Genomic DNA, 14,523 nt, shown 5'->3' with positions numbered 1-14,523 from the left:
GGATCAAATTCCTTTGCCGGCCCTTGAAATTCTGCTATTTTAGCGGGGAAATACAAATCTTCATACCCTAATGAAAACATCGGGATAAAATTATGCCGACCTATCTTGTTCTCTTCTTTTTGTTTTTGAGTCAGATCATGCCTTGTCTCTCCTTTGCAGAAAATTCATATCCCAGGGAGGTGACGATCTGTTACGGGCCCTGGAAACCCTATGAATACAGGGAAGACAATCAAACCAAAGGGGTGAATGTCGAAGCGACGGAGGCTGCCGCCAACACCTTGGGCATTGGTATAAACTGGGTGGCATACCCGTGGAACCGTTGCCTGGAAAGTGCTAAATCAGGCGTCGTGGACGGTTTGATGTCTCTTTACCGGACCGCTGAAAGGGAAACCTATCTTTTTTACCCCGACGAAAACCTGAATATTGATAAAAGCGTATTCATTACCTACCCCGGCAGCGGGGTGATCTTTGACGGCAGCCTGAAAAGCCTGACAGGGGAAAAGGTGATTGTCGCACAGGCAAATTCATACGGCAAAGCTTTTGATCAGGCAAATAATTTCAGTAAAATTCTGGCGCCTTCCCAAGAGAATGTGATCCTCATGGTCGCTGTCAAGCGGCATCGATTGGGTATCGGATCCAAAGGCTTTTTTGAAAATTGCATCAAGAAGAAAAAGCTTTCCAATCAAATTGTTTTTATCGATCCCCCCTATCAGATTAAAACCTATTTCGCCTTTACCCGGAAAAAAGGAGAGCCGTATAAAAATCTGGCAGAGGACATGGGGCAGGCCCTTGAAACCTTTAAAAAGAGCCGATCTTATCGGGAGATTCAAATAAAATACGGGTTTTCGCCGGAAAAATAAGCCTTGAATCCGGAAAGAGAGACCATCCTATCCGAAGTGCGTCCGGAGGGGATTGGCCATATTCCAATCCCCTCCGGATCATATCCCATGATATCTTTCTTATCCCGGGTTTTTATCGCCCTTTTTTCATGGCCTTGATTTTCAGGGCAACCCCTTTCCAGCGCTCCTTTTCCACACGGTCCGCACTTTTGTTTTGACGCAGGGACAAAAACGCCAGTTCTCGTCTCATCTTCCGATAGTTTTCCAGTCTTTCCCCTGGAATTTCACCTTTATCCACTGCCCCAAGGACCCGGCAGCCGGGCTCATGGGTATGGCTGCAGTCTGTAAAACGGCAGCCCAGACTGAGCTTTTCAATCTCGGGAAAGGCCGCGTCGATCCCGTTATCCACTTCCCAGAAAGAGATTTCCCGGATGCCGGGGTTGTCGATGACCATTCCCCCTTTGGGCATCAGGATCAGATCCCGGGAGGTGGTCGTATGTCTTCCTTTGCCCACATGGCTGCTTACTGAACCGGTGGCCTGCACGGTTTCACCGTAAAGCCGGTTCACCAGGGTGGATTTGCCCGCACCGGAAGATCCCACCATGGTTGTGGTCCGGCCATGGGAAAAATAGGGTGCAAGACAGGTCAGGCCTGTGTCATCCGAGGCTGAAATCAGGTGTATGGGAACGCCGAAGGCCACAGCCTCCACTTCATGGAGGAAATGCTTCGGCTCCGGGTGAAGATCTGCCTTTGTCAGAATGATCACAGGATTCAGGCCGCAGTTATAGACCAGGGTCAGGTACCGTTCCAAGCGGCGCAGGTTAAAATCCCGGTCCAGACCGGAAACGATAAATACAGTATCCAGGTTCGCTGCAATGATCTGTTCCTTTTGGGGCTGGGCCTCCTGTCGGCTATGTGTGCCTGAAGCCCCTCTGGATAAGGCATTCTTTCGTACCAGTACCCTGGAAATGACAGAGTCGGTCAAGAGAACCCAGTCCCCTGTGACCGGATAGATGCCGCCGCAGTCATGTTTAAGCTTTCCGGCCAGGGTGGCCAGCCGTTCATTTTTACCGTCGCTTGTGCAGAAGCTGTTTTTTCTTACCCCGACCACCCTTGCCGGGATAAGGCCCTTATCGGAAAAGGGTTCCATCTGATTCTGAAAATGGGAAGTCCATCCCAGTTGTGAAAGAAGATTATGGTTCTCACTTGGGTTTGTATCGATTGTATTGTCCATGGTTGAATCCTAAGCGGTTCCTATCTCAAATTTTTTCAGTGCATAAACCCAGGAAGGCCCGTATACCAAGCCCTTGGGCAATCATTTTTTTATATAATTTGGTGCAGGACAGGTTGCCGAAAGGGAATACAGCTATAGGGGTAGATTCTCAATCAGAGATCTGCAGAGGGAGAAGACGGCCGGAAAACAAGCCTGTCTTTCATGGAACCGCTTTTTTCGGATAGTGCAGAACTTTTAATCAATCTGCTGCCAGCAGGTGTATCCCCTTGTCGGCAACGATTGACACAATATCCATTGATTTTATAAACATAAAAACCGCTTACTCCTTTATTATGGCCCCCTTCATACAGGATAAACCCGGGTAAAGTCAAGAATCTGAGTGCATTTTGCAAATGATCACCTTTTACGGGCGTCAAAAGAGAGGATCTTTGCTACGGATTTTGTCTAACTTGGGCCCCATTCTGTGCGGATAATCACCCATTTCCCGTCTTCCCGGACCAGATTGAAAAAGAGCAGCAGGCTGCTGCTGAATCGTTTGGTGAACCAGACCCTTGCCTTTGCCGTGTTGCCGTTGATCTTAATGATCGGTTCCTTTAGCACTCCGGAAGGGTAATAATCCCCGTTCAGGCACTCATGGGCCAGAGGAACCACGGCCAGTTTTTCCGATCTCATTTTGGCCCAGAATTCCGGAAGCATTTTTTCAAGCTCGGCCTTTGAGACCATGATCCCGCAGCCAAAGGAGAATTGCCCCCGGTCGTGCAAAAGGGGGAGCAGCCTCTTGATATCATAATGGTTTCTGGCCTCCTGAAATTCGATCAATATCGGAAGGATCTCTTTTTCTACCGGGGCTTTCGGCCTGTATTCGGAGATGGGGGTGTCGCAGCCCAGACCCATGGCGCAGGCCGCCAGAAGGATAAAAAGCGCTCCGGCCAGACTGGCCGGGAAGGGCCTGATGACACGTCGGGAATTGATCATGCCTGAATCATAAAAATTCATACATCCACCGGGTGATGATAAAGCCCTCTATCTGGTCAATGGCCTTTTCAACCGTGTATTTGACGATATGCTGATCCGGGTCCAGCCCGTCCCGGGTTGCTGTTTGGATATCCAATCCCATCAGGACCGGGAGAGCGCGCTTGTCTCCGATCTGTCCCAATGCCCAGACGGCCCTGTTCCGATCCCTGAAGGAAAAATTCTCAGATTGTACAAGGGAGAGCAGGGCAATAACCGGATCCGGTCCGAATTCGGATTTGGCTGTCAGGGTGATACTCCTGACTTCCTTGTAAATGGAATAAAAAGAGATTCCCGTTGAAATGAAGAAAAAAAGTCCGGCAGCAAGGATAAAGATGAATCTGCTTTTAAAAATCATGAAGACCTCCTGACCCGGGTCTGTTCGGATCCATTGATCCGGGATCGCCTTTCAGGCAGTGAGCCTCCCTCTGTAAATCCGAACTCGGCTCTGAACCCTCAACAAATCCTATTCCCCGGGTATTGGAAAATTCATACCAGCAGGATCCAGACCTGTAAAGGAAAATTCAAAGCAGATAATCCCGGAACTCCTGGGAAGGGCAATACGTCTGTCTCCTGCAATAACCCGGGAACCGGCCCTGATCCCTAGACCGGGGGAAAACTTCCTGACCCGTCCGGTTTGCACACAGGTGGAGTATTCAAATTTGAAACGGCTTCCACCACACAATTCTTCTGTTGGGTTTTTAGCCTCCCCATGCACAAAGTTTCAAGATGAACAAATGGGGTTAAAATTGACCTATTCTTTTAACAGAATTTTGAAATGATTTTACCCAGGGTCTCAACCGCCCATTGATTGGTTTCGGAATAAAAAGCTGCATTCAGACGGATATAATTATTAAATTGCCCTGTTGCGGAAAATATGATTCCCGGGGAAATGGAAATCCCAAGTTTCTTGGCTTCCCAATACAGACAACGACTATCCACGGAATCAGGTAATTGAATCCATAGTATAAAGCCGCCCTTTGGATTGGTAACACAGGTTCCTTCCGGAAAAAAGCGACCGATAGCATCTCTCATCATCATGACTTTTTTTTCATAGATTCGACAAATAGATCGAAGATGATGTGAGTAACCTCCGTTGGCTAAAAACTCAGCAATGGCTAATTGTGCAGGAATAGAAGATCCGATGTTATAGATTAATTTTAACTGTTCGACCCGAGATTGAAACTTACCGGGTACCACCCATCCCACACGATATCCCGGGGATAGTGTTTTTGAAAACGAAGAGCAGAGTATTACCGTATTTTTTTTATCGTATGCCTTGGCTACGGATGACCGGTCATAATTATAAGAAAGATCACCGTGCACATCATCTTCAATCAGGGGAATTCCATGTTGTGCAAGCAAATTCACAAGCTCCTCTTTTTTGGCGTCAGGGATCTGGCCTCCCAGAGGATTGCTGAAATTGGAGATAACCAGGCAGGCTTGAATTCTCTGCTGGCTCAATGCATATTTTAACGCATCAATGCTGATACCATCCCTTGGTGACGAAGGAATTTCAATCGCTTTTAAGTCCAACTCCTGGATTATCTCCATAAAGTTAAAATAGACGGGAGATTCTATTGCCAAGATATCCCCTGGTTTGCAAACACTTTTAAGCGCCAAATAAATAGCCTCAGTCCCGCCATTGGTAATCACAATTTCATCCGGACTGAGCGTACAGCCACAATGCAACATTCGTTTTGCAATCTGTTCTCTGAGTTTCAGGCATCCCGGTGGAATCGAATAGTTCACGCTTTCGGATTGATATCGCCTTGCTTCGGAAGACAGCATTCTATTTAATTTTTTTATGGGCAACAGACCTGTCTCCGGTATAGCAGCACCGAATTGAACCAGATTCGGATCGCTGCAATCCCGCATAATCTGCATGGCGAGTTCACTTGTACTTATGGTTGTGGGATTAAACAGGTCTGTCTTTATCTCCTGCTCTTTGGGAATATCGCAACGGCATCCGCACACATAATACCCGGACTGTGGTCGGGCTTCAATGATTCGGCGGTCTTCAAGATAATTATATGCTTCCTTGACCGTATTAATGCTTACCTTCATTTGCCGGCTGAGTTTTCGTAGTGAAGGAATCTTATCGCTGGTTTTAAAGGTGCCCTGATCAATCAGGTATGCAATCCTTTCAGCCACAGCCTCATAGAGATGCTTCCGGGAGCGTTGTTCAATCTTCTGTAAATTTTGTTGCATATCCCCCCCCTTGTACGTTCAAATATTTTCCTACATCAATTGTTATTTTTGTAACAGACACAATTCATGGCCTCGACAATGGACACAGATTTAATTTTAATTATCTGTAACTGACACAAAATTTGTTTTCTGTATCTGTATTTTTCAACTCCATACTGTAAAATTATATCATCGTTCAGAAGATCAGGAGGTAAGAATGGAAATCAAGCTTTCAAGGAAGGAAATTTGTTTTATTGACGGAGATGCCAGAAATATCTCAATCAAGTGTACGACCGGCTCCTTATGGATTACACAACCCAATGATCCATATGATCATATTCTGCACATTGGAGATATTCACAACGTCAGTCAGAAGGGCAAAGTGGTAATGTTTGCTGTTGCAGATTCCGCTATTAAATTTTCAAATTCGGCATTATACTCTAACAAAAAAATGTGTCTTTTCTGGTCTTCTCCTTTGGCAAGGGCATGTGGGTCCAATTAAACAAAATTTATACTACAATGCCAACCATCAACTTTACCACCAACGGCCTTGGCTTCTACCAACATTATGGTTATGTCAGTGAAGGCAAATCATTTCATGAGCTTTCTAAATGTATAAGATTCTATCAAAACAGTTCCGGTTTTAAAATTTTCAATTTGGCGAAGAGGAGTATCTGGGAGTGAAAGATCAGGTCAAAATTTTTAAATTGAAAAAATTGCCTGTTGGCACATTAATCACAAAAAACTTATCCAATGTTGATTATCACGATTCATATATGATTATGGTGGAAAAGGATGAAAGTATTGAAAGAATATCAGAAAAAATACTTTCTCTTCCCCGCTGGGTTATTGTTGCTTTACGAATACGCTACTATCTTCTTGTAAAGCCGTTTGGTCTGAATACTGGTAAATTTACCGATATTGAAAAAGAGTCTGAAAGCAATTTTGTTCCTGTTCCAATAATAGATAAAAACGAGAATGAAATCGTAATGGGGGCAGATGATAAGCATTTATACTACAGAATATCGGCCATGAAAAAAAAAGGCGAAGAAATAACTGAAATATATTTAAATACGATTGTCAAATTCCATAATATTTTTGGAAAGATATATTTTGTTCCAGTCAGGATAGGGCATAAACTTGTGGTTAGGTCAATATTAAAAAAAATGAGTTATAATTATAATTCATGATTTTTAAAGGGTGTTGAAATCGATGACGCAATTTTAACGTTATCCGACAAATTTTCAGTATGTTAGTAATTGAAAAAGCCTCTGTTTAGTTGTATCTTTCAAGCGCCTAAACAAAAAGGAAACAACACCACAGAGGCTTTATGCATACAAAAAATATCAGGCGAATCATCACAAAGCAATTGAAAAAGAGTTTTCCGAACTGGAAAAAGATGACAAGGAAGTCCAAAAAAGAGCTGACAAAGCAAATCATGATGGAAGTTTTGGATAATTATGATTATTCTCAAACCTTGGACATCCCCATCGAAGAACTCATAGGAGTTGAAGATCAGGCCCCCTCAGCAGAGATTCGTAGCCTTCCTGAGATGGCGTCCTACATTGAAAATTTTCATTCCGACAACCTGTTTCATTTTGACACCCTGAAAAAGCCATACCCTGAAATTGTAGACCCGGAATTGCAGTTTGTTGACCAACTTATAGACAACCAGATTATCAACAGCTTGATTGCGCCTGACGGATATTCCGCTGTGCACAGGGATATTCAACCCTACCAGTTATTTCGGATGGAGCTTTTAAAAATAATCAAATACCCTGAAATCAGTTACAGGAAATTTTGCAGCGATGAATATTTTGGCAGGGAACGAAAGCAAAACAGGCGTTTTGTGAGACTGCCTTTAAATACCAAACACCAGGCAGATCATACTGAATTGTGTCACTTCCGGCGTGGCCTGAATTTCAAACAATTGATGAATGTCCTGGTATATTTCCTCCATCATTTTTATAAATCAGGCTGTCTGGAGAGTGCCGTTATCCATGGTGTTGATTCCAGTGAACTGCCGTCTGAAATCAATTACCCCCTTTGCACAATTCAGGTCAAAGGCAAAAAAATACGAATGTATTCCGATCCGGACTGTGATTGTGGAAAACGCCGGAATAAAAGGGATAAATCGTATTACGTCATTGGCTACCGGCTTCACACCCTAACAGCCATCAACCCATCGACAGGCCATAGTTTTCCATTGGTATCCCTAATCGGGGCGGCAAATCATCATGACAGCCTGTTTTTAAAACCGTTGATCAAGCTTGCTCAAACATTGGGTATTGATATCAAATTGATAACCGCCGACCAGGCTTATCACGATAGTGATGGTTCGGTTCTCAACGAAACCGGTGTCTATGTCGTCACCCCTGCATCGGAGAAAGCCAAACTTCCTGACAACGTTTTGGAATCGCCATTAAGGGTTGCCTGTAATGATTCTTGTGAGATTCCAATGCAGTTTTTGGGATCGACACCGGAAGGCCACGAATTTGGATGTGATGCCGTTCCGGGTGAGTGTGCGTTTGAATCAAATTGTTCAAAATCAAGGATCGTTGATTTTGACAGCGGCTATTTTCAACCAATGCCGATTTTTCATAGCGGATCTCAAGACGCAATCGAGATCCGGAAAAACTGTGAAAGGCCCTTTAATCTGATGAAAAAAAGAGAAGGCCTCGAACAAACACGGGTAAGAAGCCAGCATGGTGTGATTGTCCGATCAACTCTGACGACTATCGTAACATTGTTGATTGAAATGGCCGGAACAAGGCATAAACCAATGAAAAAAGAAGATGGGCAAAAGGAGTTGTTTGCTGCCACAGGATGAATTGAACGTTCAATGCGGGATTTTTTCTGAGCCGATTGATCGGTCGCTATTGGTATATCTGAATACAACAAAGGCCGCCGTCTGAAATAGATTTTATGCGGTAAAAAACAAAACCAGATATTGCTACGGTAAAAGCCGGACAATCTGACATTGGAAAAAAGAATTACAAACGCGTGGGGCACCTATAACGAAACAGAAATTTGAACGGTTTCAACACCCTTTTTTAGGCATGGAATTTCGATCAGATGAAGAATACGATTAATCTCCAATTAACTTGAATTTCGGTCTAGGATACAAGCACACAATATGGTATTTGGACAATCCCTGAAAAACCATCATCCTAGCGGTAATCATTTGCGGCCTCCTCAACCTCCTTTACAATGCGGCGCAAACATATAATAACAGTGCAATTTTTCAGAGGGTATTGTTTTTCCCTCTTCATCCGGCAGGCACAATAGACTCCCCGTTCCCTCCCGTAAACAGACGCTATTCTGCCAAAGGACAGACCATTCCTTTCATTCAATTTTCTCATGTATCAAATGGGGGGGCAGTGAATCTCCAGTTGAAGATAAAATTACGTTTTGTCAGGATACACATGTAGCGCAACGTATGTATCTCTTAATAGCGACGGACAATTCATATAGAACACATTAATAAGACAGGGAAAAATGCCTCCAAAGTTTAAATTTTCTAAAAAAGAAATAGTTGACTCGGCCTTTAAACTTGTTCGATTTAAAGGCTGGGACATGTTATCTGCACGATCACTTGCCAATGAGCTTGGATCTTCTTCTAAACCAATTTATTCATATTTCAAGTCCATGGAGGAATTGGAGGAAACCATTGCCAAAAAAGGGGTCGATTTGCTCTACGAATATATGATTCGTGAAAGAACAGATGATCCCTGGCACAATCATGGAATCGGTTATGTCATGTTTGCACAAAAGGAAAAGCGTTTATTCAGAGCTCTTAATGACGAAAAACATATTAAATATTATGGAAAATATGGTGAAATTATTTGGGAGACCCTTACCGCTTCTCTACCAGACTATCCTCCATTTCAAGGGTTATCAGGAGAGCAAGTCTATCAAATTCAGCTCCAACGCTGGCTGTTGTGCCATGGTCTTGCCTTTAAAGTGAGTAATCCTCTGCCCGACGGCGTATGGGACGATGAAATGGTTTCTACTGTAATTCAGCAGGGAAGTACCGCAATTTTAAAAGGATTGAAGATAGAATTTTTTTCAAATAGGCTATAACGGCGTAACATTGAGGAGGTCATATGTATTTAAATTTACACACGGTGATTTACAATGTTGATGATCTGCCAAAGGCAAAAGAATGGTATAGCAAAATCTTCAGCGCTGACCCTGTGGTTGATCAACCATCATTTGTAAGTTTTAGTGTCGGTAGTGACAGACTCGGACTAAGCCGGGTAGACAAGCCCATGGTGTGCAACGATACCTTCCCTGTTGCTTATTGGGTAGGATCAGATATATAGGCGGAGTATAACCGCCTGATAGAAAATGGTGCAGATGAACTCAGTGGAATACAAAAAATGGGTGAAGGCCTTCTTGTGGCGACCGTTAGAGATCTAAAAGACGGCTCTCTCTTTGGACACGTAACCGGAAGCTTTCGAATTGTACAGGCATCGACAATGGAATAATTGTGTAATAGGGTCAGGCCACATTAACAAACTGGAATAAAAAAAGAAGGGTTGGTTTTGATTTGGATCCGCTTGAATCGATAAAAGAGATGCCGGCGATTGCCGAAAAAGTTTCTTTGTCTCTTTCCCGCCTGTCGTTTCCGAATCCATGAAACTTTCTTCTTCGGGTCCTGCCGGTTTAGATTTCTTGACCGGCGACCGTGTATACACATAATTGTGCACCTTGAAAATACTCAAAAATTTCATGGATAGCATACAAAAGAGACCCTTCCCCAATGGTGATGTTTCTGTTTTGGTGTTTGAAGTATAATTCTCTGGCACGGTTGTCTTTTATATGTTATGTTTTACGATCCTAACAATCTGATATTATTACAGGTAGCGTCCAGCTTTTTCAACTAAACACCTTTTTTAAAGGGGGAGGGGCTATGTATCATTTTGACAATTCCTTTTCCAAGATCAGCAATTGTTCCCATCCCCATGCATGCATTATTTACGATAATCTGGATGCCTATAGACAAATCGCTTCGAGATACATTCTTGAAGGATTGAACGCAAATGAAAAATGTATCATGGCGATCGACAAGTACAATGAGCGGATGATTGAGGCAGATTTCGCCGACACTGAAGTGGATTTTCCTGCTTGTATTGAAAACGGGAAACTGACAATCATTAATGTTCAAGAATCATACTCGGGAAATGGGGGCTTTGATCCGGACGAGACGATTAAAATCTGGCAGAAGGAGGCTACCAAGGCGGTTAATGAAGGATATGACGCTTTGAGGGTCGTTGGAGAAGCGACTTTTTCCATCAACGGACCTGAATTGGCTGAAAAGTTGATTTATTACGAAAACATCATAAATGAGATTTTATTTCCCAACTTCCCTTTTAAATCATTATGCGTCTATGACAAAAACCTTTATAATCCGGAAGTAATCAGGACTGCTATAAGTGCTCATCCGATTCTTTTTTACAATGATGACCTATACCTTGAAAATATCCACTATGTGCCTCCGGAGATACATTTTAAAGGGAACGGTATTCGGGACGAAATCGACATTTGGCTGGCCAATGTAAAGCGCAACAATGAAAATCTCATTGCATTGCATGAAAGTGTGAAGAACTTTCGTTCAATGTTCGAAAAAGCCCCAATGAGCTATCAATCGCTGGATGAAAACGGCAATTTTATCGAAGTGAATGAAACCTGGCTCAAGGTAATGGGATATGAACGGGATGAAGTCATCAGCCGGAATTTTGGTGATTTTTTACACCCGGACTGTAAAACGCATTTCAAAGAGACCTTTCCACGGTTTAAATCTGTGGGAGAAGTCCTTGGCCTGGAGTTTGAAATGGTAAAAAAAGACGGCAGCATGCTTCTTGTCTCCATATGCGGACGGATCAGTAAAGACAATAATGAATTATTTAAACAAACCCATTGTATTTTACAGGATATTACCGATCGCAAACGGGCAGAAGAAGAACTGCGAAAGAGTGAAGAGCGCTATCGTGAAATTGTGGAAGGAACCGAAAATCTTGTTACGGAAGTAGATATCCAAGGCAGATTAACATTTGTCAATGAAGCATGTACGAAAATATTTGGCTTGTCTCCTGAGGAATGCAAAGGACTTAAAGCTTTTAATTTCATTCATGAGGATGACCGGGAGGAAACCTCTAAAAAATTTGACCAGTGGATGAAGGATAAACCGGCAAGTGCAACATTTGAAAACCGCCAGATGAATCAGGCCACAGGAGAAGCCCGGGACATGCTCTGGTCCATAAACTTTGTCTACAATGACAAAGGGGAGATCACTTCCATCAAATCCATTGCACGGGATATTACTGAACGAAAACGCACCGAACAAAAGCTGATTGAGAGCGAACGTAAGTTAAAAGATGCCCAGAGGCTGGGGCGAATAGGATACTGGTTCTGGGATATTAAAACAGGCGAGGTGGAATGGACTGAAGAGGTGTTCAAACTGCACGGTCTTGACCCTGAAACCTTCACACCCCATATTGATTCAATACTTGACCTTTCGCCATGGCCAAAGGACCATCAGCGTGGCAGGGAATTGATACAAAGAGCCATGGAAAACCAGGAGCCGGGAGAGTTCGAACAACGGTTTTTGCTTCCCGACGGGAGTATCGGATACTACTTATCCACATTTCAGGGCATCTATGATGAGAATCAAAAACTGATCGAAATGCGAGGCACTGCACAGGATATAACCGAACGGAAAAAAGCGGAACAGGAATTAGAAAAAGCCCATAAGGAGCTGGAGACAAGAGTTGAACAAAGAACCAAAGAGCTTTCTGAGATCGTTCAAATATTAAAATATAGAAATCATGAAATTGAACTGTTAAATGAAATGGGGGATTTGCTCCAGGTTTGTATTACAGAGAATGAGAGCTATAAAACGCTTTCAAATATTTGTAAAAAAATGTGGCCGGACTCAAATGGTTTCCTGGGCATATTTGATAAAACTCTGGGTTTAAATACAATTGAAGCCTTCTGGGGGGAAGCTGTGCAGCATAATGATCCTTTTTCACCGGAAGAATGTTGGGCTTTCCGTCGAGGCAAGTGCCATTCAATTATCGACCCTAAAAATGATTTAACCTGTGAGCATATGAGAAAAATCCCCCGTCATATTACCCTGTGTATTCCCATATCTGCCAGAGGCAAAACATTGGGTGTATTGTCAACGAAATTTCCAATTCTGGGAAGTGATGTTGACCGGGTCCAGATTGTAAAACAATCAAAATCATTGGAGGCTATGGCGAAAAGGGTTACTGAATTGTTTTCGCTGTCCCTGTCCAATATTCGTTTGCGTAAAGATCTTTATGAACGCTCAGTCCGGGATTCACTTACAGGCCTTTACAATCGGTTATTTATGGAGGAATCGCTGAGTAAAGAACTAAAAATTGCCGAGAGAAAGGGTTCGGCTGTTAGTGTTATAATGATGGATGTTGATCACTTTAAAAAATTCAATGACGAATACGGCCATGAAACAGGTGATGAAGTTTTACGCCGACTAGGAATAGCTATACCCTCTTTTTTAAGACCTTCTGATATTGTCTGCCGGTACGGTGGTGAAGAGATAATCGTTATTATGCCTGATTGTCCACTGAAGATTGCATGTGACAGGGCTGAGCTAATTCGTTCAGGAATAGAAGACAAGGTGAAAATTAGGTATGGAGGGCAATATCTGCAAGTAACAGCATCTTTTGGTGTTGCAGAATTCAATGAAAACTATCATTCCAAAGAAGAGTTTGTTTCAGCGGCAGATCAAGCCTTATATTTAGCCAAACAAGCGGGGAGAAATACGGTTCAACTGGCCAAAATTGATTAATATCCATTATCTACATTCTTATATTATTCATGTTTAAAATATTAGAAACCATAAACACCAGACTAAGTCTATTATGTGTCGCCAAGACGCTACCAAACTTATAAACTGGATAGACAATTCCAATGGAGAATCGATTCGGATCCCAATATGCGTCCATTGAAGACGCCGGGTTTGTTCCTAAGTATGAGGCGGCCTGCTTCTGCGGAACAGTTCGATACGAGGTGAGCAATGATCCTCTGGATGCAAAAATTTGTCATTGCCTGGCCTGCCAAAAATTACATGGCGCTCCCATGCAATGGGCGGCCATCTTTCATAAACGCCATGTGAGATTAACTGCCGGTTTGAAACACCTGATTTTTTTTAACAGTGAGCAAAACAGGCCTGAACGGATTCTGCCTTGCAAGGTCAGATGCGGCAGATGCGGAACTCCCATTGCCGATGAAGGGCGGAGAATGTGGCTTGCATTCCCTGAGTTATTTAATTTCGGGCATCGTACAAAGGTGCCGGATTCATTCAAACCCACCTGCCATATTTTCTATGACATGCGGATCCTGGAAATTATGGATGATCTGCCCAAGTGGTCCGGACACAAAAATCATTCCAACTTGCTGTGAAACGGTTCAGATCTTTTTAAAAGCTTTTTATTTGAAGTTTTTATGGATCAGGTTCTTCTTATTTTATCCAGGGAAATAATTTTATCAAATGGATTCTGGACTGTCAGATCTGAAAATAAGGATGACTTAAATCAGATATCGGTATTTTAATTTACAGGGATCTATGTAATTACAGGGAGAGTTTTGGGAAAGACGCAAGGAGATTTAAAATGAATATCGTTTATGTAAATAAAAAACACCAATGTCGAAAAGCATTTCTGGATGAAATGGAAAATCGTTTCTGGATAACGCCGAATTTCAGGGAACGACTCATTGAAAAAAGAAGGGTTGGTTTTGATTTAGATCAGCTTGAATCGATAAAAGAGATGCCGGCGATTGCCGAAAAAGTTTCTTTATCTCTTCCCCTGGTCTATCTGTTAATGATTTTTAAAGATAAAAGACAAGTCGCGGTGGGAGTGGATGAAGAGGGTTTATACGCCATTACAGCTGCTTTAAAAACAGCTGGGCAAAGAAACGAGGGTGCTTCAAATTCTTTGGTTTATACATCTCTTTAAAAATCATACAATTGCCATCAGGCTCCATTTTTTGGCTGAAGAGATTACACGATAATTTTAAAAGTGGACGGGGGCTTTGGGGCGGGCCTTTTCCGGGCAGGTTCTTTACCTTCCCCTCTTTCCCGGACTTTCGGACCGAGTTTGAAATCGGTATGGAATTCATGTCCACAGTTCGGGCAACGCATGAGCATTCCCCCAATATCTGCAGGGATTCGAAGCGGCTGATTACATCCTTTGCAATTTTTGA

General features: G+C 42.9%; 13 protein-coding genes. 9 read left to right on the top strand and 4 right to left on the bottom strand.

Annotated features, from left to right (window positions below; translation table 11 throughout):
- Positions 1–92 precede the first annotated feature (92 nt).
- Positions 93–860, top strand: coding sequence for a substrate-binding periplasmic protein (locus F608_RS0128075; RefSeq protein ID WP_022669079.1), 768 nt, complete (start codon positions 93–95; stop codon positions 858–860).
- 112 nt (positions 861–972) lie between these two features.
- Here the strand turns inward: F608_RS0128075 and rsgA are convergent, their stop codons facing one another.
- From rsgA to F608_RS0128050, 4 genes are all read right to left on the bottom strand, one after another.
- Complete coding sequence (gene rsgA / locus F608_RS0128070) at positions 973–2,073, bottom strand: ribosome small subunit-dependent GTPase A (protein WP_022669078.1); 1,101 nt, start codon at positions 2,071–2,073, stop codon at positions 973–975.
- Positions 2,074–2,517: 444 nt separating this feature from the next.
- Positions 2,518–3,069 carry a nuclear transport factor 2 family protein gene (locus F608_RS0128065; RefSeq protein ID WP_022669077.1) on the bottom strand — a complete coding sequence of 184 codons (552 nt, stop codon included), beginning with the start codon at positions 3,067–3,069 and terminating at the stop codon, positions 2,518–2,520.
- Positions 3,056–3,442 carry a HEAT repeat domain-containing protein gene (locus tag F608_RS0128060; protein ID WP_022669076.1) on the bottom strand — a complete coding sequence of 129 codons (387 nt, stop codon included), beginning with the start codon at positions 3,440–3,442 and terminating at the stop codon, positions 3,056–3,058. Before F608_RS0128060 ends, F608_RS0128065 begins: the two co-directional genes overlap by 14 nt.
- A 404-nt stretch (positions 3,443–3,846) precedes the next feature.
- A complete protein-coding gene (locus F608_RS0128050) occupies positions 3,847–5,295 on the bottom strand; it encodes an aminotransferase-like domain-containing protein (protein ID WP_022669074.1) in 1,449 nt (482 codons plus the stop codon).
- A gap of 196 nt (positions 5,296–5,491) precedes the next feature.
- On the opposite strand from F608_RS0128050, the gene F608_RS0128045 reads away from it, so the two are divergent.
- The 8 genes from F608_RS0128045 to F608_RS0128010 all read left to right on the top strand — a co-directional run bounded on the left by F608_RS0128045 (position 5,492) and on the right by F608_RS0128010 (position 14,276).
- The gene (locus F608_RS0128045; protein ID WP_022669073.1) at positions 5,492–5,776 is read left to right on the top strand and encodes a DUF2917 domain-containing protein; all 285 of its coding nucleotides are present in this window, start codon (positions 5,492–5,494) and stop codon (positions 5,774–5,776) included.
- A gap of 178 nt (positions 5,777–5,954) precedes the next feature.
- Entirely contained in the window at positions 5,955–6,464 is a 510-nt protein-coding gene (locus tag F608_RS33695; RefSeq protein WP_022669072.1) for a DUF2867 domain-containing protein, read from the top strand.
- 140 nt (positions 6,465–6,604) lie between these two features.
- Positions 6,605–8,104, top strand: coding sequence for a hypothetical protein (locus F608_RS0128035; protein ID WP_022663626.1), 1,500 nt, complete (start codon positions 6,605–6,607; stop codon positions 8,102–8,104).
- Positions 8,105–8,772: 668 nt separating this feature from the next.
- Positions 8,773–9,357, top strand: a complete 585-nt coding sequence (locus tag F608_RS0128030) for a TetR/AcrR family transcriptional regulator (RefSeq protein ID WP_022669071.1) — start codon at positions 8,773–8,775, stop codon at positions 9,355–9,357.
- Positions 9,358–9,380: 23 nt separating this feature from the next.
- On the top strand, positions 9,381–9,599 hold the full coding sequence (locus F608_RS35430; protein ID WP_051148670.1) for a VOC family protein: 219 nt from the start codon (positions 9,381–9,383) through the stop codon (positions 9,597–9,599).
- 590 nt (positions 9,600–10,189) lie between these two features.
- Entirely contained in the window at positions 10,190–13,108 is a 2,919-nt protein-coding gene (locus F608_RS0128020) for a PAS domain S-box protein (protein ID WP_022669070.1), read from the top strand.
- 122 nt (positions 13,109–13,230) lie between these two features.
- Entirely contained in the window at positions 13,231–13,722 is a 492-nt protein-coding gene (locus F608_RS0128015; RefSeq protein ID WP_022669069.1) for a GFA family protein, read from the top strand.
- Positions 13,723–13,931: 209 nt separating this feature from the next.
- Complete coding sequence (locus F608_RS0128010) at positions 13,932–14,276, top strand: hypothetical protein (protein ID WP_022669068.1); 345 nt, start codon at positions 13,932–13,934, stop codon at positions 14,274–14,276.
- Positions 14,277–14,523 lie beyond the last annotated feature (247 nt).

The sequence above is a fragment of the Desulfospira joergensenii DSM 10085 genome (genome assembly GCF_000420085.1).
Lineage (GTDB): Bacteria > Desulfobacterota > Desulfobacteria > Desulfobacterales > Desulfobacteraceae > Desulfospira > Desulfospira joergensenii.
This window is presented reverse-complemented; position numbering and strand designations above follow the sequence as displayed.